The sequence below is a fragment of the Phytohabitans aurantiacus genome, assembly GCF_027923225.1.
GTDB classification, from domain to species: domain Bacteria; phylum Actinomycetota; class Actinomycetes; order Mycobacteriales; family Micromonosporaceae; genus Phytohabitans; species Phytohabitans aurantiacus.
This window is the reverse complement of the sequence record NZ_BSDI01000049.1, coordinates 26072-43282: the sequence shown is the minus strand read 5'-3', so window position 1 is coordinate 43282 and position 17211 is coordinate 26072. Positions and strand designations below refer to the sequence as shown.

At 70.3% G+C, this 17211-nt stretch carries 20 protein-coding genes; 6 read left to right on the top strand and 14 right to left on the bottom strand.

Features of this window, described 5'->3' with window-relative positions:
- Position 1: 1 nt before the first annotated feature.
- The gene (locus tag QMG73_RS35130) at positions 2-805 is read right to left on the bottom strand and encodes an alpha/beta fold hydrolase (RefSeq protein ID WP_281903049.1); all 804 of its coding nucleotides are present in this window, start codon (positions 803-805) and stop codon (positions 2-4) included.
- Positions 806-869: 64 nt separating this feature from the next.
- Here QMG73_RS35130 and QMG73_RS35125 point away from each other — a divergent pair, with 64 nt between their 5' ends.
- Positions 870-1604, top strand: coding sequence for a TetR/AcrR family transcriptional regulator (locus QMG73_RS35125; RefSeq protein ID WP_281903047.1), 735 nt, complete (start codon positions 870-872; stop codon positions 1602-1604).
- An 89-nt stretch (positions 1605-1693) separates the two neighbouring features.
- Positions 1694-1981: a PspC domain-containing protein gene (locus QMG73_RS35120; RefSeq protein WP_309299563.1), complete on the top strand. Its 288-nt coding sequence runs from the start codon at positions 1694-1696 to the stop codon at positions 1979-1981.
- A gap of 45 nt (positions 1982-2026) precedes the next feature.
- Here the strand turns inward: QMG73_RS35120 and QMG73_RS35115 are convergent, their stop codons facing one another.
- From QMG73_RS35115 to QMG73_RS35090, 6 genes are all read right to left on the bottom strand, one after another.
- Positions 2027-2437, bottom strand: coding sequence for a roadblock/LC7 domain-containing protein (locus QMG73_RS35115; RefSeq protein ID WP_281903045.1), 411 nt, complete (start codon positions 2435-2437; stop codon positions 2027-2029).
- A gap of 46 nt (positions 2438-2483) precedes the next feature.
- On the bottom strand, positions 2484-2855 hold the full coding sequence (locus tag QMG73_RS35110; RefSeq protein WP_281903043.1) for a hypothetical protein: 372 nt from the start codon (positions 2853-2855) through the stop codon (positions 2484-2486).
- A gap of 219 nt (positions 2856-3074) precedes the next feature.
- Positions 3075-3722: a restriction endonuclease gene (locus QMG73_RS35105; RefSeq protein ID WP_281903041.1), complete on the bottom strand. Its 648-nt coding sequence runs from the start codon at positions 3720-3722 to the stop codon at positions 3075-3077.
- A gap of 157 nt (positions 3723-3879) precedes the next feature.
- The gene (locus QMG73_RS35100) at positions 3880-4347 is read right to left on the bottom strand and encodes a universal stress protein (protein ID WP_281903039.1); all 468 of its coding nucleotides are present in this window, start codon (positions 4345-4347) and stop codon (positions 3880-3882) included.
- Positions 4348-4349: 2 nt separating this feature from the next.
- Positions 4350-5600 (bottom strand): SLC13 family permease, encoded by a 1251-nt coding sequence (locus QMG73_RS35095; protein WP_281903037.1) that lies wholly within the window; start codon positions 5598-5600, stop codon positions 4350-4352.
- Between the two features lie 11 nt (positions 5601-5611).
- On the bottom strand, positions 5612-6202 hold the full coding sequence (locus QMG73_RS35090; protein WP_281903036.1) for a TetR/AcrR family transcriptional regulator: 591 nt from the start codon (positions 6200-6202) through the stop codon (positions 5612-5614).
- A gap of 57 nt (positions 6203-6259) precedes the next feature.
- On the opposite strand from QMG73_RS35090, the gene QMG73_RS35085 reads away from it, so the two are divergent.
- Positions 6260-7975 carry an MFS transporter gene (locus QMG73_RS35085; protein WP_281903034.1) on the top strand — a complete coding sequence of 572 codons (1716 nt, stop codon included), beginning with the start codon at positions 6260-6262 and terminating at the stop codon, positions 7973-7975.
- Here QMG73_RS35085 and QMG73_RS35080 read toward each other — a convergent pair.
- Positions 7954-8487 carry a dihydrofolate reductase family protein gene (locus QMG73_RS35080; protein WP_281903033.1) on the bottom strand — a complete coding sequence of 178 codons (534 nt, stop codon included), beginning with the start codon at positions 8485-8487 and terminating at the stop codon, positions 7954-7956. The two genes, QMG73_RS35085 and QMG73_RS35080, sit on opposite strands and share 22 nt — an antisense overlap.
- 95 nt (positions 8488-8582) lie before the next feature.
- Here QMG73_RS35080 and QMG73_RS35075 point away from each other — a divergent pair, with 95 nt between their 5' ends.
- A complete protein-coding gene (locus tag QMG73_RS35075; protein ID WP_281903031.1) occupies positions 8583-9209 on the top strand; it encodes a TetR/AcrR family transcriptional regulator in 627 nt (208 codons plus the stop codon).
- Here QMG73_RS35075 and QMG73_RS35070 read toward each other — a convergent pair.
- Positions 9206-9994 (bottom strand): hypothetical protein, encoded by a 789-nt coding sequence (locus tag QMG73_RS35070; protein WP_281903029.1) that lies wholly within the window; start codon positions 9992-9994, stop codon positions 9206-9208. The genes QMG73_RS35075 and QMG73_RS35070 overlap by 4 nt on opposite strands.
- 84 nt (positions 9995-10078) lie before the next feature.
- Here QMG73_RS35070 and QMG73_RS35065 point away from each other — a divergent pair, with 84 nt between their 5' ends.
- Entirely contained in the window at positions 10079-11134 is a 1056-nt protein-coding gene (locus tag QMG73_RS35065) for a hypothetical protein (protein ID WP_281903027.1), read from the top strand.
- Between the two features lie 34 nt (positions 11135-11168).
- Here QMG73_RS35065 and QMG73_RS35060 read toward each other — a convergent pair whose 3' ends face one another.
- From QMG73_RS35060 to QMG73_RS35045, 4 genes are read right to left on the bottom strand one after another with little or no spacing between them, the layout of a single operon-like run.
- The gene (locus QMG73_RS35060; protein ID WP_281903025.1) at positions 11169-11933 is read right to left on the bottom strand and encodes an energy-coupling factor ABC transporter ATP-binding protein; all 765 of its coding nucleotides are present in this window, start codon (positions 11931-11933) and stop codon (positions 11169-11171) included.
- The gene (cbiQ, locus tag QMG73_RS35055) at positions 11930-12691 is read right to left on the bottom strand and encodes a cobalt ECF transporter T component CbiQ (protein WP_281903023.1); all 762 of its coding nucleotides are present in this window, start codon (positions 12689-12691) and stop codon (positions 11930-11932) included. Before cbiQ ends, QMG73_RS35060 begins: the two co-directional genes overlap by 4 nt.
- The gene (locus QMG73_RS35050) at positions 12691-13065 is read right to left on the bottom strand and encodes a PDGLE domain-containing protein (protein ID WP_281903022.1); all 375 of its coding nucleotides are present in this window, start codon (positions 13063-13065) and stop codon (positions 12691-12693) included. The genes cbiQ and QMG73_RS35050 overlap by 1 nt, the downstream gene beginning before the upstream one ends.
- Positions 13062-13778 carry an energy-coupling factor ABC transporter permease gene (locus tag QMG73_RS35045; RefSeq protein ID WP_281903021.1) on the bottom strand — a complete coding sequence of 239 codons (717 nt, stop codon included), beginning with the start codon at positions 13776-13778 and terminating at the stop codon, positions 13062-13064. Before QMG73_RS35045 ends, QMG73_RS35050 begins: the two co-directional genes overlap by 4 nt.
- A 239-nt stretch (positions 13779-14017) precedes the next feature.
- Between QMG73_RS35045 and QMG73_RS35040 the strand changes: the two genes are divergently transcribed.
- Entirely contained in the window at positions 14018-14335 is a 318-nt protein-coding gene (locus tag QMG73_RS35040) for a hypothetical protein (RefSeq protein ID WP_281903019.1), read from the top strand.
- On the opposite strand, the gene QMG73_RS35035 is transcribed toward QMG73_RS35040, so the two are convergent.
- Positions 14332-17124: an AfsR/SARP family transcriptional regulator gene (locus tag QMG73_RS35035; protein WP_281903017.1), complete on the bottom strand. Its 2793-nt coding sequence runs from the start codon at positions 17122-17124 to the stop codon at positions 14332-14334. The two genes, QMG73_RS35040 and QMG73_RS35035, sit on opposite strands and share 4 nt — an antisense overlap.
- Positions 17125-17211: the final 87 nt, after the last annotated feature.

Below are 17211 nucleotides of genomic sequence, written 5' to 3'. Positions count from 1 at the left end.
ACTACACCTTCAACCATGGAATTAGGATAGGGAGCACGTTTTTCGCCTGCATCGCGGTCATGTGGTCGGCGTCCGGGATCAGCTCGACGGTCCAGCCACGATCGACGAGCTCGTCGCGGTGCTCCTTCAACGCGTCCGCGATGGGAACGTAGGCGTCGTCCCATTTCGGGCCGTAGGTGATGTTGTCGTTCGCGCCGGCGAAGGCCAGCCGCGGGATGTCGAGCCGCTCCAGCGCGGCGCGTTCGTCGAAGCCCTGGAGTGACTCGTAGAGGGTCACGTACTGCTGGGTCTGGTCGGGCGTCTGCGTGAACTCGACCGAGTCCCAGTCGCCGGGCACGACCTCGGTGGTCTTCTTCTCCGGGCCCGCGAGGGCCATGCGGTGCGCGGTGTTGGTGACGGCCAGCATCGGCCCGTAAGGCCCGCCCAGGGGCGGGAAGCCACCCATGGCCAGCGCCGTGAGCCGGTCCGTGCGGATCGCGAGCTGGAGACCGGCGAGCGCGAGCCAGCTGTATCCGTAGTAGGCGAACCGGTCGACACCCGCCGCGTCGGCGATGGCCAGCAGGTCGGCCGCGACCGTGGCGGCGTCGAGGGTGCCCGGCTTGGGGTGCTGGTTGAGGTGGCCCTCGTAATCGAAGGCGACCACCCGGAAGCCGGCGTCGGTGAGGCCGGTCGCGAGCGTGTGGCCGAGGCTCGGATCGGCGCCCCAGGCGAGCATCTGCTCGGCCGCCTCGCCGCCGACCACGTCGGTGCTGATCGGCAGCAGGACCGCTGGTGGGGATGCCGTGGTCATGTCGGAGTCTGTCATGTCGGAGTCCTCCTCAAAACTCTATGCACTGCAAGAAGTAAAAACACTATACACTGCATGGACTATGGCGGTCGAACCGAACCGGGACGTCGAAGCGCACGTCCGCCGACTCTGGCGGCACCGCGGCACCACCGTCCCCACCCCGCGCCGGGGACCGCGGCAGCAGCTCGACCTCGACGAGATCCTGCGGGCCGGCATCGCGATCGCCGACGCCGAAGGGCTGGCGGCGGTGTCCACCCGGGCCATCGCGGCGGAGTTCGACAAGAGCGGCATGGTCATCTACCCGTACGTGGGGACCAAGGAGAACCTGCTCGCCCTGATGCAGGACCACGCGTCCGCGATGCCCTCGTGGGACGATCCGGTCACCAGCCTGGCCGACGCGCTCCACGCCTGGGCGGAGGCGCTGTTCGACGTGTACCTGTCACATCCGTGGCTGACCGAGCGCCCGTGGTCGCAGGCCACCCAGGGGCCGAACGAGCAGGACTGGCTCGAACGGCTCCTGCGCGTCCTCGACACCTGGGCCGTCGCGCCCGGCGCCCGCGCGCCAGCCGTCACGATGCTGTACGCCACGGTGCGCGCCACCGCCGGCACCGCGGCCGCGTACGAGCGCATGAACCAGCAGGGCATGGCCGAGTGGCGCGAGCGCGCCGAGGCCACCATGGCGCTGATCCCCGACTTTGGCCAGCGGTACCCGATGACGACCGGCCTCGAACCCGTCACCGCCCGCTGGCAGGACGCCCCCCGCGCGGGCCTCGCCTGTGCCGTCCGCCTCCTGGCGGCGGCACTCGTCACCCCGTAGGAGTTTGGATCTTGGCAGATCGGGGGTGGGCCAGGGGTGCGTCCCCGATGCCGGCGGAGGCGGGCGGCGCGACGCTGAAAGGGTCAACAATGACCCTGAGCAAAGGAAAGATCATGGAGACCGTGCACGACTCGTTCCGGACCCAAGGGCTCGTCCGGCCGCGGCAGGGGCGCGTCCTCGGCGGCGTCTGCGCCGGGCTGGGGCAGCGCTTCGGCATCGACCCGTGGCCGGCCCGCCTGCTGTTCGTGTTGATCCTGATGACGATCCCCGGCAGCCAGATCCTGCTCTACCCGATCCTCTGGATCCTCATGCCGTCCGAGGCCGAGTCGTACTCGCCCGCGACGACCTCGACCATCCCGCCTTCGCCCGCCCTCTGACGCGAGCTTCAGCCCTGACCCCGCCCGCCAGCGGGATCAGGGCGCTCAGAGGCGGGACTGCGAGGCGATGTGGATGTCGAGCAGCGGCGCCAGCCGGCCGGCCACCGCACGCGCCTCGATGTGCAGCCGTGCGACGTTGAGCCCGTCGTTGCCCAGCACCGCGAGCAGGGCCGCCTCGCCGATCGTGTAGACGGAGAAGTACCCCTTGTGGCTGCGGATGGTCGACTCCCGAAACGCGCCCTGGCGGAGGGCGAGGCCGGTCTGCCGGCCGAGCCCGGACGTCGCGGCCGCGAGCGCCGCGAGGTCGTGCGGCTCCGGCCCGCTGCCGAGGTCGTGAATGATCAGCAGGCCGTCCACCCCGGCGACAACCGATCCGACCACGCCGCTGACGGTCTGTCGCAGCGACTCCATCTCCGCGTACGCCGCTGTGAACGTCTTGTCGGCCTTGTCGTTCATCGCTGCCACCTCCAGGTGTCTGTGCGGTCGGTCGAGGCGGCGCGGCTCAGATCTCGATCGCGCTCTCGATCTGGCGCAACTGGTGGCGTGCCAAGCCGAGGTTGGCCCGGGACTTGCTCAGGGCCAGGTAGAGGAAGAGTCCCTTGCCGCCGCGGGCGTTGAGCGGGCGGATCAGGTGGTACTGGGTGTCCAATGTGATCAGGATGTCCTCGATGCCGTCCGCGATCTTCAGCATCTCCAGCGTGCGCATCTTGGCCCGTACCACGTCGGTGTTGCCGGCCGCGGCCACTGCCAGGTCGAGCTCCTGCGATCCGCCGGCCACGCCGAGGGTCATGCCACTCGAATAGTCGACGAGAGCGACACCGATGGCGCCGTCGATGCTCATCGCGTCCTTCAACGCCGTGTCCAGTGCAGCCATGTTTGTGCCTCCTGTTTCAGTGAACATGTCAGTGAACATGAGTGAGGCGTCACCCACCGATGTGTACGGTGGTCGGCCAGACGCCCGGTTTCGCGCATGTCTAAGACCGCGGTCGCGTTCGGGCCTTACCAACGAACCCCAGGCGGTTCGAAATACTACAAGATCACACGCAAAACGGCACCGTCAACGTCAGCCGGGCAAATAGACCCGTGCCGAAGCTCACGCGGGGCGTCGCGCCTGGCGCACCGATGTGGACAGAGCCGCGGGCAGCCGCCCGTCGGTCGCCCATGCGGCCAGCTCGTGGCGGTCGACCAGGACGATGCGGCACCGCGCGGCGAGCTGCCTGGCCCTGCTGGTCGGGCGCCCCGTGGTGACCAGCAGCGCCACGTCGGCCCGGTGGATCTGCCAGGCGGTGCCATTGAACTTCTGCACGTGCGGATCGCCCACCGACCCGCTGTATCGCTTGCACTGCACCACGACCCTGCGACCGTCTCCGGTGCGAGCGGTGATGTCGGCGCCGAGATCGCCCGAGCCGCCGCACACCCGCACCCCATGCAGCCCATCGCGGCGCATCAACCGCGCCACGTACTCCTCGAACTGCGGCCCGGTCATCGTGTCGGTGGCCGCGATGTCGCGGTCGCGCTGGGCCTGCCGAGCCGCTTGCCGCACGCGCGTCACCACGACGAGGGTGCCGACCGTCGCTGCGAGCGCCAGAACGACGACGAACGCCACGGTGATTGTGGTGGCATGGGCGGTGACGAGGTCATCCGCCCTGCTCAGCGCGGCAGCGGCGGCCAGACACCCGACGCCGGCCAGCAGCATCGTGCCCTGATTACCCTGCTTGCGACGTCGCCTGCGGCGTGCCACCCCGGCACTCCCCTCATTGGACAGTCCCCTTCGTACGCCCTCGAGAGTAGGCCACGGGTACGACACTCGGTGCCCCCTCGCACGCGGACAGTAACCCCCGGGGCGCTGTGATCAGGGCGTCCCTCAAGTCGCTATGACGACTTGAGGGACGCCCTGATCACCGGTGGGGTGGGGGGAGGGTCGCGGGGTCGGGTGGGGTGTCCGGCCAGACGAGCAGGACCTGGCAGGGCGCGTGGTCGACCACGAACCGGGTGTGCGGCCCGATGCTGCGCGGTCCGAGGCGGCTGCGGTCGCCGTCCCGCGCCAGTATCACCAGGTCGGCGCCGGCGCAGGCGGCGACCACCTCGCGTTCCGGGCGTCCATGCCGGGGGTCGCGGCGGGCGGTGCGGCCGAGCCGGTCTTCGGCGGCGTCCAGCAGCCGGGTCTGGCCGTCGGTCAGGGCCGCGAGGGTTCCGGCGTCGCCGGTCAGGCCCCGGCCGAGCAGCCCGGCCCGCGCGCCGCCGATCGCCTCGATCGTGTCGGGGTCGATGACGTGCACGAGCGTGACGGCGGTGGCGGGCAGGTCGCGGGCGGTGTCGACGCAGGCTTGCCAGGTGCCCTCGGTGACCCAGACGACGATCCTCATCCCTAGAACACTCGCAGGCTCGCCCACAGTGTGGCCACACCGGCGAGCAGACACGCCGGTACGGTCAGCGCGCCGAGCCGCAGGAACTCGCCGGCGCCGGGCGGATGGTCGCGGCTGTGCAGGACCTGCCGCCACAGCAGCGTGGCTAGCGAGCCGACGTAGGTCAGGTTCGGGCCGATGTTGACGCCGAGCAGCACGGCGAGGACCAGGCCCGGCTGGTGCGCCACGAGCGGCACGAGCATGAGGGTGGCGGGCAGGTTGTTGACCAGGTTCGCGAGGACGGCCGCCAGGACCGCCGCGCCGAGCATGCCGAGCAGGCCGGCGTGGCCCGGTACGAGGTGATCGACGGCGTCGCCCACCGGGCCCGCGCGGACCGCGAGCACGACCACACCAAGAGCGAAGACGAACGCGCCGAAAGGCAGGTTCGCCGCACTCACCAGCCGTCGTGCTTCAGCGGCGGGGGTACTGGTCAACCGCGGCACCGCCAACCCGATGGCGCCCGCCGCCGCGATCCACGCCGGATGCACCCCGATCGGTTCCGACAGAGCGAACCCGGCCAGCGTCGCGGCGAGTACCCCGATGGCGTACCACGGTGGGGGAGTGCGCGGCGTCGCGGCCGGCGTGGTGGCTGGCGCCGGCGTGCCGAGGTCGGCGGCGAACACCCGGCGCAGCACCGCGTACTCGACAGCGACGACCGCGAGCCACGGCGCGGCCATCAGCGCGGCGAACCGCGTGAAGCTCAGGCCGCTGGCGTCGAAGGCGAGCAGGTTGGTCAGGTTCGAGACGGGCAGCAGCAGGGAGGCGGTGTTCGCCAGGTGCCCGCACGCGTACAGGTGCGGCCTCGGCCGGACGCCGATCCGGGTAGCGGTGGACAGCAGCACGGGCGTGAGCAGCACCACGGTCGCGTCCAGGCTCAGCACAGCGGTCACGATCGAGGCGAGCACGAAGACCAGCCGCAGCAGTCGCCGCGGTGAGCCGCGACTCAGGCCGCCGATGACCTCGCCGGCGTACCCGAACACGCCGTGCTCGTCGGCCAGGTGGGCCAGGACCAGTACGGCCGCGAGGAAGCCGACGGTGGGCGCCAGCGCCACCACCTCGTCGCGCACCTGTGACCAGGACACCAGCCCGAAGGCGACCACCAGCGCGGCGCCGGGCACGGCGGCGACCGCCTCGGGCAGGCCGCGCGGGCGGGCCACGGCGAACCCGAGGACGCCAGCCAGTACGAGCAGGCCGGCGGCCGCGTCCAGGTGCATGATCGGGAACGTTAGTCCCTGAGGCGCAGGCCGTCGTGCAGGATGTCCATGGCGCGGTCGAGCAGCGCGACGATGTCGGGCTCGTGATCGGGGTGCCAGGTGCCGGCGGCGGCGCGAACTGCGGCGTGCAGGGCCATGCTGGCGGTGCGCACGTAGAGGTCGTCGTCGGGGCGGCCGGTGCGGGTCGCGATCGCGGCGGCGATGGCGGCCTCGTGCGCGCGGCGCGCCTGGGTGGAGCGGCTGGCCAGCTCCGGTCGTTCGCGCAGGAGCAGGGTGCGCTGCCGCCAGATCTCGCTGGTCGCCAGCTGCGCGAACAGGTCGGCGTACACGGCGTGGACCGCCTCGACCGGCTGCTCGTCGCGGGGGCGGTCGGTGATCCGCCGCTGGATCTGCGCCGGGTCGACCTCGAGGGCGAACACGGCCTCGTCCTTGGTGGCGAAGTAGTTGAAGAAGGTGCGCGGGGAGACCCCGGCGGCGGCGCAGATGTCTTCGACGGTGACCTTGTCGGGGCCGTGCCGGCGGTACAGGCCGATCGCCGCCTGCCGCAGCGCCTCGCGCGTGGCGATCTTCTTGCGCTCCCGCAGCCCTGTGGGTGTGCTCACAGCACGAGCCTACTCTTGCAGTACTGCATTTTTGCAGTACTGCACTATTGTCGAGCTGTGAGCTACAAGTGGATCGCGCTGTCGAACACGACGCTCGGCATGCTGATGGCCACGATCAACTCGTCGATCGTGCTGATCGCGCTGCCCGACATCTTCAAGGGGATCGGCATCAACCCCCTCGACGCCGGCAACACCAGCTACCTGCTGTGGATGATGATGGGGTACCTGGTCGTCACCGCCGTGCTGGTGGTGAGCTTCGGGCGGCTCGGCGACATGTTCGGTCGCGCCCGCATGTACAACCTCGGTTTCGCGATCTTCGCGGTCTCGTCGGTGCTGCTCGCGGTCACCTGGATGCACGGCGACGCCGCCGCGTGGTGGCTGATCGGCTGGCGCGTGGTGCAGGGTGTCGGCGGGGCGTTCCTGATGGCCAACTCAGCCGCCATCCTCACCGACACCTTCCCCGCGAACCAGCGCGGGCTGGCCCTGGGCATCAACGGCATCGCCGCGATCGCCGGCTCGTTCCTGGGCCTGCTCATCGGCGGCGTGCTCGCACCGGTCGACTGGCACTGGGTTTTCCTGGTCTCGGTGCCCGTCGGCGTGTTCGGCGCCGTCTGGGCGTACCTGAAACTGCGCGACACCGGCGTGCGGCAACCGTCCAAGATGGACTGGTGGGGCAACGTCACCTTCGCGGTCGGCCTGATCGCCGTGCTGGTCGGCATCACGTACGGCATCCAGCCCTACCGCCAGCACACCATGGGCTGGACGAACCCGTGGGTGCTCGCCGCGCTCATCGGCGGCACCGCCGTGCTGGCCGCGTTCGTGGTCATCGAGATGCGCTCGGACGCCCCGCTGTTCAACCTTTCCCTGTTTCGGCTGCGCTCGTTCACCGCGGGCAACGTCGCCGCGCTGATGGCCGCCCTCGGCCGCGGCGGCATGCAGTTCATCCTGCTCATCTGGCTGCAAGGCATCTGGCTGCCCCTGCACGGATACAGCTTCGAGCAGACTCCACTGTGGGCGGGCGTCTACATGCTGCCGATGACGGTCGGGTTCCTGATCGCCGCGCCGCTGGCCGGGATGCTGTCCGACCGGCTGGGCACGCGCCTGTTCGCGGCCATGGGCATGCTGCTGACGGCGGGCAGCTTCCTGCTGCTCATCGTGCTGCCGGCCGACTTCACCTACTGGCAGTTCGGGGCGGTGATCCTGGTCAACGGCCTCGGGCAGGGCCTGTTCTCGGCACCCAACCGCGCCGAGGTGATGAACAGCCTGCCGGCCAACGCGCGCGGCGTCGGCGCCGGGATGAGCACCACCTTCCAGAACGCGGCGATGGTGCTCTCGATCGGCCTGTTCTTCAGCCTCATCACCGCGGGACTGTCGTCCAACCTGCCCGGCGCCATGTACCAGGGACTGGTCCAGCACGACGTGCCGGCCACCGCGGCGCAGGCCGTCTCGCACCTGCCCGCCGTCGCGGTCCTGTTCGCCGCGTTCCTCGGGTACAACCCGATGCAGGAGCTGCTCGGGCCGGTACTGGCCAACCTGCCGGCCAGCCAGGCCGCCGACCTGACCGGCCGCGGCTTCTTCCCGCACCTGATCTCGGCGCCGTTCTCGGACGGGCTGGCCGTCGCTTTCGGCTTCGCGTTCGTGGCCTGCGTCGTCGCCGCGGTGGCCTCACTGCTGTGCGCCCCGCGCCGGCGGCACGGGGCGCACGAGTCTGTCGGCGCCGAGCTCGCGGCGGTGGCCGGTGAGCGCGTGGTTCAGGATTCCGCGCGCGCGTAGACCAGGTGCAGCACGCCGGTGCTGAACGTCTTCGACTCGGTCAGGCGCAGCGGGATCTGCGCGCCCTCCTCGAAGAGCTTCTTGCCGGAGCCGACCACGATCGGGTGCAGCAGCAGGTGCAGCTCGTCGATGAGCCCCTCGCGCAGCAGCGAGACGACGAGCGTGCCGCTGCCGGTGGTGCTGATGGTGCCGCCCGGCTCTTCCTTCAGGCGGGTCAGCTCCTTGACGACGTCACCGGTGATGAGCGTGGAGTTCTGCCAGTCGGCCGAGGTCAGCGTCTGGGACACGACGTACTTCGGTGTGTTGTTCATGTGGTCGGCGAAGTCGTCGGTCGAGGTCGGCCAGTACTCCGCGAACCCCTCGTAGGTCTTGCGGCCCAGCAGCATCGCCTCGCCCATCATGGCCTGGACGGCGCCGCCCATCTCGTCGTTGAAGTACGGAAAGTGCCACGTCTCGGGGGCCTCCACGACGCCGTCGAGCGAGATGAAGAGCCCAGCAACGATCTTTCGCATTGTCTTTCCTCCTGTGAGCCCGGAACTAGACGGTACAGTACTCAAACGAGTACTAGTCCGTCTAGTACTCTGCGGAAAGACGCAAGAGGAGGGACATGGAGACGAGTACGCAGGGGCGCTCGGCCCGCGCGCGGCAGGCGATCCTGGACGCCGCCACCGCGGTGTTCCTGGAGAAGGGCTACAAGGGCACCAGCATGGACGAGGTCGCGGCCGTCGCCTCGGTGTCCAAGCAGACGGTGTACAAGAACTTCACCGACAAGCGGTCGCTGTTCACCGAGATCATCCATCGGGGCCTGGACCGCATAGACGACCTCTTCAGCGACGTGACCGGCGCGCTCGCCGTCACCGAGGACCTGGAGCGGGACCTCGTCGCGCTCGCCCGGCAGTTCGTCGCCAACCTGACCCAGCCGCGGCTGCTGCAACTGCGCCGGCTGGTCATCGCCGAGGCGGACCGCTTTCCCGAGCTCGGCCGCTCGTACTACGAACGCGGCCCGGAGCACGTCCACGCGCTACTGGCCGACGCCTTCTCCAAGCTCGCCGACCGCGAGCTCCTGGTCGTCGACGATCCCACGCTGGCGGCCAACCACTTCACCTGGCTGACCACGTCGATCCCGGTCAACCGGGTGATGTTCTGCGGCTCGGGTGAGACCTTCACCCGAGCCGAGCTCGAACGGTTCGCCGACGAGGCGGTGCGCGTCTTCCTCGCCGCCTACCGGCCCTAAGGTCGCTGGTCGGCGCTCACGCAGAGCGCCGTCTCGGTCCAGCCGAGCGGGAACGAGTTGACCTGGCTGACGGTCCACACCTCGACCCGCCACTCCGACCAGGCGTAATAGGCGGTGCTGCCGGTCCCGTCGACCGCGACGTCGGACCAGGTGCCGTCCGCGTTCGTCGTGACCGTCTTGACGACGTACGGCGAGAAGAACGTGTTGAACCCGGGCGAATCGGCGCTGGCCTGGCTGAAGACCCTCGGTGCGTAGTACCGCACGGAGATCGTGGCGGGATACGGGAAGCCGGTGGCCGACACCCCGACGCGCGAGGAGCCGGTCGTGGGGTCGCAGTCGACCTCCAGGGTGGTGCGCAGGTCGCGGTAGCACATCACGTCCTGCGGCGCGGCGATCTGCTCGCCGGTGCTCACCTTGGTGACCGTGACCCGCACCTTCTCCAGGTAGAACAGTGAGCCGGCCGGCATCGGGCGGCTGAACCCGGTGACCGCGTATCCACCCCGGCGGTTCACGGTCGTGGGTATCGTCGTCAGCCCGATCGACGGCACCGGCCCGGCGGTGGTCGCGGTGGCGTATCCTCCACTGTAGACAGAAAACGTCACGTCGAGCTTGGTGCCGGGGAAGAGCCCGTAACCGGTCGCTTGCGCGGTGACCAGGTCGTTGTCGGCACCGCAGGTGATCGAGGCGGTCAGCGGCTCGGCCGCTCGGGCCGCGCTGGCTGGTGCGAGAAGCCCAGCCGTGAGCAGGACAAACGAACTCAGCCAGACGCCGATTCGTCGCGACATGACAAATCCCCCGTAGGACTCAAGCCGGAATGCTGGCACTACCGCGAAAGGGTTGTGACAGCTGTTGACTCTAGTCTTCCGCAGATGCGTGCCCTATACCTCCAGCGCCATGCTGTCGATGCCATGGGGCGCACCCGTTCCTACCTGACGCGGCCGGTCTCCCCGGAGACGTACCTGCGCACCTGCGGGGTGCTGGAGGCGTACACGAGGGGCGCCGGCGGCAGCAGATGGTCGCTGCGCGGCCTCGTCGAGGGCGCGGTGTCGCCCCGCGACGCGGCCGACGTGCTCGCCTTCGACACCGCGATCGAGGTCAGCCAGGCGCCCACGGTGGTCGACGGGCGGCGCCTGACCTGCCTGTGGGTCGCCCGGAACCTTCCGGACCGCCTGCCGCCGCGCCACGTCCGTGACGACGTCTTGCGCCAGATCCAGGACGCGCGGGCCCACCAGCGCGAGCTGGATCCCACCTTCCACGAGCAGGCCCGCGCGATGCTGAGCCGCGCGGGGGAGCACGGGCTGCGCCTGGTGTGCAACGACCCGATCGGAGACTGGGGGTTCGGCGCGATCGACGTCGAGTTGTTCGTGCGGCTGTTGACGCATTTCTTCTATGTGGACGGTGCGACCGCGCGCGCGATGGCGCAAGGCCACGGGTACGCGCCCGGTGGACACTACGTGTTCGGGATGAACAATCCCGACGGGCGGTTGATGTGCGTGTTCGTGATGGCGGTCTGGCCGTGGGGACTGGAACCCACGTACACCATCATCGACCGCAGGCAGCTCGCGCCCATCCTCGACCTGAGCGTGGCCTCGGTGCTGATGCTTCTCGCCAACGCGCTGGTCGTCGACCGCCACGGGCCGGACGCGCTGGTCATGGGCGAAGCCAACGCCCTCAACGCCCGCGCCTGCGTGCGGGCGGGCTTCGAACCGCTCGCCCCGGTCTTCGACGACGGTGCCCACCCGGTGCACACCAACGTCGTGTGGGCCGACAACCCGCTCGGTGACTTCACCGCGCGCTACGGCTCCGCCACGCGGGTCCCGCACTACAGCGAGGTGCCGTACACCCACTACGGCGTCGGCGTGCTCGCCCCGCACAAGGTCGCGCCGTACCGCGACGACGCGCTGCGCTTCCTGTCCGAATCGTAGGGCCACGGCCGTACCACGGCCACGCCCGCCTGGGTCAGATGCCGAGCTGCGTCGCCGCGAGGCGCGGGTCGAAGCCGTAGGGCAGCTCCAGCCGGTGGCCGCGCAGCAGGTCTTCGTCGGCCAGCACGTCGATGGTGGCGCCGTCGGCGACGATCCGCCCGGCGTCGAGGATGACCGCGCGCGGACACAGTTCCAAGGCGTACGGCAGGTCGTGCGTGACCATCAGCAGGGTGACCGGCAGCGTGCGCAGGATCTCGGACAGCTCGCGCCGGCTGGCGGGGTCGAGATTGGACGAGGGCTCGTCGAGGACGAGGATCTCCGGCCGCATCGCCAGCACGGTGGCGACCGCGACCCGCCGCCGCTGCCCGAACGACAGGTGGTGCGGGGTCTGGCCGCGGAACTCGGACATCTTCACGGCGGCGAGGGCCTCGTCGACCCGCTGCGCCAGCTCGTCGCCGCGCAGGCCGAGGTTGGCCGGGCCGAAGGCGACGTCTTCGGCGACGGTGGGCATGAACAGCTGGTCGTCGGGGTCCTGGAAGACGATCCCGACCCGGCGGCGGATCTCCATCAGCCGGGCGCGGTCGGCGGGGTCGACGTCGAGCCCGCCGACCGTGACCTGGCCGGCGCCGCCGTGCAGGATGCCGTTGAGGTGCAGCACGAGCGTGGTCTTGCCGGCGCCGTTCGGGCCGAGCAGGGCCACCCGCTCGCCGGCCGCGACCGTCAGGTCGACGCCCCGCAGCGCGGTGGAGCCGTCGGGGTAGTCGTAGTGCACGCCGCGCAGGTCCAGGGACGGGTTCATCGCAGCACCGCCGCCACGCCGATGCACGCCGCCGCGATCGGCAGCGCCGCCGAGGTGGCCCACTGCGCGGTGGTGGCGCCGCCGCCCTCGGCCGCCGGCAGCCGTCCGGTGTAGCCGCGCGACAGCATCGCCAGGTAGACCCGCTCGCCGCGCTCGAACGCCCGCAGGAACAGCGCGCCGACGCTGACCGCGAACGCCTTGACCTGCCACAGGAACCGCGGGTCGTAGCCGCGGGAGAGCCGGGCGACGCGCATGCGCCGGGCGTCTTCGGCGAGGATGTCCATGTACCTCAGCATGAACGTCGCGATCTGGGTGAACACGCGGGGGCAGCGCAACCGGTCCAGACCCAGCAGCAGGTCACGCGCGGTGGTGGTCGCGGCCAGCAGGAGCGAGGCCAGCACGCCGAGGGTGCCCTTGGCGAAGATGTTCCACGCCCCGTACAGGCCGTCGACCGACAGCGACATGCCCAACCAGGTGACCCGCTCGCCGTGCCCGGCGAAGGGCAGGGCCACCGCCAGCAGTACGAACGGCAGCTCGATCGTGGCTCGCTTGGCGAGCCAGCCAGCCGGCACGCGGGCGATCGCGGTCACGACCACGATGAGCAGGGCGTAGCCGGCGAACGCCAGGAACTCATCGCGCGGTGTCACGACCACGATGATCGTGTACAGCAGTACCGCCGCGATTTTCACCTGTGGCGGCAGCCGGTGCACCAGGCTGTCGTGGTCGAGGTGCAGCGGATGGGCGTGACCCGCGCCCATCAGTCGTTCCCCGTGCCCTTTTCGCTGTCGGCGCGGTCGGGGCTCCGGCGGCGTACCAGCCAGAACACGCCCGCGCCGATGCCGAACGTGATCAGTACACCGAGCGCGCCGGACAAGCCGGTGGCCAGGTACTCGTTGTCGATGCCCTTGATCCCGTAGTCGGCCAGCGGGCTGTCGGCCGTCTCGTGGTCCTTCTCCTCCCGCGCCATGCACGTGCCGCCGGTGATCTCGCCCTCGGCGTTGGTGGTGCACCCGTCGCGGGCGGTGTAGTCGAGCCCGTCGGGGCTGCCGGAGGCGAAGTTGCTGACCACGCCGGCCAGCACCAGCGCCACGAGCAGCCCCGCTCCGATGAACAGCCAGGTCCGTCGCTTCACGCGGCACTCCTCAGCGACGGCGTCGCGCCCGCGGTCGAGCCGGGTCGGGTGCGGAAGCGACGCAGCGCGTACACCAGGTCGGGGCGGACCCGCGCCACGGTCGCCACCGTCGTCGCGGTGATCAGGCCCTCGCCGACGCCGATCAGCGTGTGTACGCCGGCCATCGTGCCGGCGATCGCGGGCAGCGACAGGTCGGTCGTGCCGCCCAGCCAGTACTGCAGCACGAAGCCCTGCGAGGCGATCACGACGCCGATCACCGAGGCGATGAACCCGGTGACCGCCAGCCCTGTCGGCGTCTTCGGCAGCACTCGAAGCAGGCCCGCCACCAGCAGGTATCCGGCCGCCGTCCCGATGACCGCCATGTTGGTGATGTTGAGCCCCAGCGCCGTCAGCCCGCCGTCGGCGAACAGCAGGCACTGGATGATCAGCACCGTCGACACGCATAGCGCGCCCACCCACGGGCCCACCAGCATCACCGCGAGGGTGCCGCCCAGCAGGTGCCCGGACACGCCCGGCAGCACCTGGAAGTTGAGCATCTGCACCGCGAATATGAACGCCGCCACCAGCCCCGCCATCGGCGCCAACCGGTCGTCGAGATCGGCCCGGCCGCGCGCCACGCACAGCGCCAGCGCGACCACGGCGAACACCGCGAACACCGCTGACACCTGCGCGTTGACGATGCCGTTGGCGATGTGCATCGCCACTGTCTCCATCGGGCCAGCATATTGGGTCTGCCGGGCAGATGCATAGTGGTGGCAAGAGGGCCCGGTGCGGTCTCCGTTCGCATCGACTGATTGGCGGATCAGTATTCGTACCGGTTGGCGGAAGGGTGCCGGCTGCGGGGTGGATATCGCGACCGGTGGCTGTCACGTACCGTAGTCTTTGCGACCTTTATCGGGTGACTCGGCGGATATATCCGAATTGCCGGTAGGTTTGGGATGCGGGGTGTGTGGTGGACGCCATCGAACGGCTACGGACGGAGCTGGGACAGCGCATGCTGACCCTGGCGGCCGCCGATCCGGTGCTCGACAGGGCCGTGAACCTGTACGCCGACAGCATCGCCACGATCCTCAGTGAACTCCCCACTGTGGACGGTCGCGAGTCGACCGGCGGCGTCGACCTGGCCGGGCTCACCTGGTACGCGCGGCGGTTTCTGACCGTCGACAGCGACGACGAGCACGCTATCGCCGCCGGTGGACACCCGGCGCGCTCGCTGACGGTGGCCGCGATCTGCCGACTCGCCGACCGCCTGGCCGCACCCGCTGGCTAGGTTTTCGTGCGCCGCTCGCGCAGTAGGGATCGGACGCGGTGGGCGTCGCGGTGGCCCAGCTCGGTGAAGACGGCGAGTGCCTGCTTCCAGGCCAGGTCCGCCGCCCGGCGATCGGCCGACTGGTCGTAGGACTCGGCGAGGTGGGTGAGGAAGTCGGCCTCCATGTGCCGGGCACCGAGCCGGCGAGCCAGGTCGAGGGCGGTGCGGTAGCAGCCGATCGCCTGTTCGTAGCGCCCGAGATGGTGGTGGGCGTAACCGATGCTGTCCCAGGTGGCGGCCTGCCCGAACGGGTCGCCGCGCTCGATCAGCGTGGACAGCGCCTCCTCGCAGCAGGCCAGCGACCTCTCGTAGTCGCCGAGCAGGGCGTGCACCCAGCCGATCCCGTTCAGCGTGGTGGCGCGCGCGATGGTCACCGCCTCGTCTTCGACGCCGCCGACCTCGCCGTACAGGTCGAAGCCTCGTTGGAACCGTGCCAACGCCTCCCGCTGGCGGCCGCCGCTGGACAGCACGATGCCGCCCACGCTCAGCGCGTGCGCCAGCTCGACCCGGTCGTCGATCTCCTCCAGGAGCCTGATGCCGAGGTCGCTGTGTTCGAGCGCGGTTTCGGCGTGCCCGAGGCGGGCGTGCACGCGGGCCAGCGAACGGTGGGCGCGCGCCTGCTCGAGCCGGTCGCCGTGCTGGATCGCCTGGTCGAGCGCGAACGACGACGTCCGCACCCAGTCGTGCCAGTACCCCTCGCGATAGAAGTACTCGACGAGGCTCGCCGCGATCTGCCACGAGCGGTCCGGCCGGCAGGAGTCCGCGGCCTGTTGGATGACCGCCGAAAGGACGTGGCGCTCGGCGCGGAACCAGGCCAGCGCCTGCTCGTAGTCGCGCAGATCCTCGGCCACCACGTCCGTCGACGGTGAGCCGAAGGCCGGCAGCTGCCAGGGGTGTACGAGCTCCGCGGCCGTTCGGGCGGTGACGAGATAGTGGTCCAGACACCGGTCCCGCGACGCCAGCCGCTCCTCCCGGCTGTCCTGGCTGTTCGTGAGGCGATGCGCGTAGTCGCGGAGCAGGTCGTGAAAGCCGAAGCGCCCCGGCACCTGCTCGGTGACCAGGTACGCGTCGCCCAGCTCGCGCAGCAGCACCTTGGCCGACTCCGGGGACGTACCGGCCAGGCTCGCCGCCGCTGCCGGGGTGATGTCCGGGCCCGGGTGCAGGGCCAGGAGGCGAAACAGGCGGGCGGCGTCGACGGTGAGCGCGTCGTAGGACCACGAGAACACGACGGGTATGTCCACCACGGGATCGGTGGCGGCGAGGGCGGTCAACGGTCCCTCGGCGGACGCGAGCTCGGCGGCGATCGACCGGATGCTGAACTGGGGATGCGTGGCGACGCGGGCGGCCACGACCGCGAGCGCCAGCGGCAGGCGGGCACACCGGCGGACCACCTCGTCGACAGCCGCGCTCTCGGCGTCGACGCCGTCACCCAGCCGCCGTTCCAGCAGCTGGCGAGCGTCCTGTGTGGACATCAGGTCGAGGATGATCGGATCCGCGCCGGTGCTCGCGACCACGCCGGTGAGCGGTCGCCGGCTCGTGACGAGTACGAGACAGCCACCGGCGCCGGGCAGCAGCGGGGATACCTGCTCGGCGTCGCGGGCGTTGTCGAACACCAGCAGCATCCGCCGTCCGTCCATGATGGAGCGGTACAGGTCGACCAGGCCGTCTGTGCCGGCCGGGATGCGGCCCTCCGGCAGGCCCAGCGCACGCAGAAACCGTGTCAGTACCTGCTCCGGCGGCAGCGCCTGCCCGCGGTCGTACCCGTGCAGGTTGATCCACAGCTGCCCGTCGGGAAACCCGTCCGCCACGCGACGGGCCCAATGGGTGACGAGGGCGGTCTTTCCCACGCCGGGTGTGCCGCTGACCGTGACGACGACCGGGGCGTGGCGGTCGCGGTCTCGCTCCAGCAGCAGCGCGTCGAGCCGCGCCAGCTCTGCCTCGCGGCCGACGAACGGCGTCACGCCGGGCGGCAGTTGCCGCGGCACGACGAGCGCGCCCGCGGTGGACCCGGAGGCGGAAGGCGCCGCGTCCAGCAGGATCGACGCGTGCAGCGACTGCAGTTCATCGCTGGGGTCGATGCCCAACTGCTCGGACAGCACACGGCGAAGAGTGTGGTACGCGTCGAGCGCGTCGGCACGCCGGCCGGTGGCCTGTAGGGACGACATCAGGCGCGCCCAGAAACGCTCCTGAGTGGGATGCTTCGCGGTGACGTCGACCAGTTCGCTGATCAGGTCGGCATGCTTTCCGCGCCGCTGGTCGACGACGATGCGGCGGTCGAGTGCCTCCAGCCACAGCTCTCGCAGGTGCGGCACCGTTTCGCGGTGGAGTGACTCCGATGGGATGTCGGCGAGCGGGGCGCCGCGCCACTGCGCCAACGCTCTTTCGAGCGCCTTCGCCTCCCGCTCGAGGTCGCCTTCGGCCGCCGCGCGCCGCGCCTCCTCCCGCAGGGAGACGAAGCGCCCCAGATCGAGCTGGTGCGGCTTCACGTCGATCGAGTAGGCGTTGCTGTGCGTGTGAATCAGCTGGCCGGCGCCGCCGTGCTGCAGCTGCGCCCGCAGTCTGGTGACGTACAACTGGATCGCGCGACGGGGATCGGCTGGCGGCTCCGCGTCCCACACGGCCTGGGCAAGGGCCTCCAGGGACACGATCCGGCCCGCGTCGACCAGGAGACGCGCGAGGACGATCCGGTGTTTCGGCGCGCTGATCTGCACGGGGCGGTCGTCGATATATGACTGAAGCGTTCCGAGCACCCCAAATTCGAGTTTCGGCAACATCTATCCCCCGCGGCCGGATTGTTGCCGCCAATCGTAGTACCGCCCATACGGCACGAAGTCGAT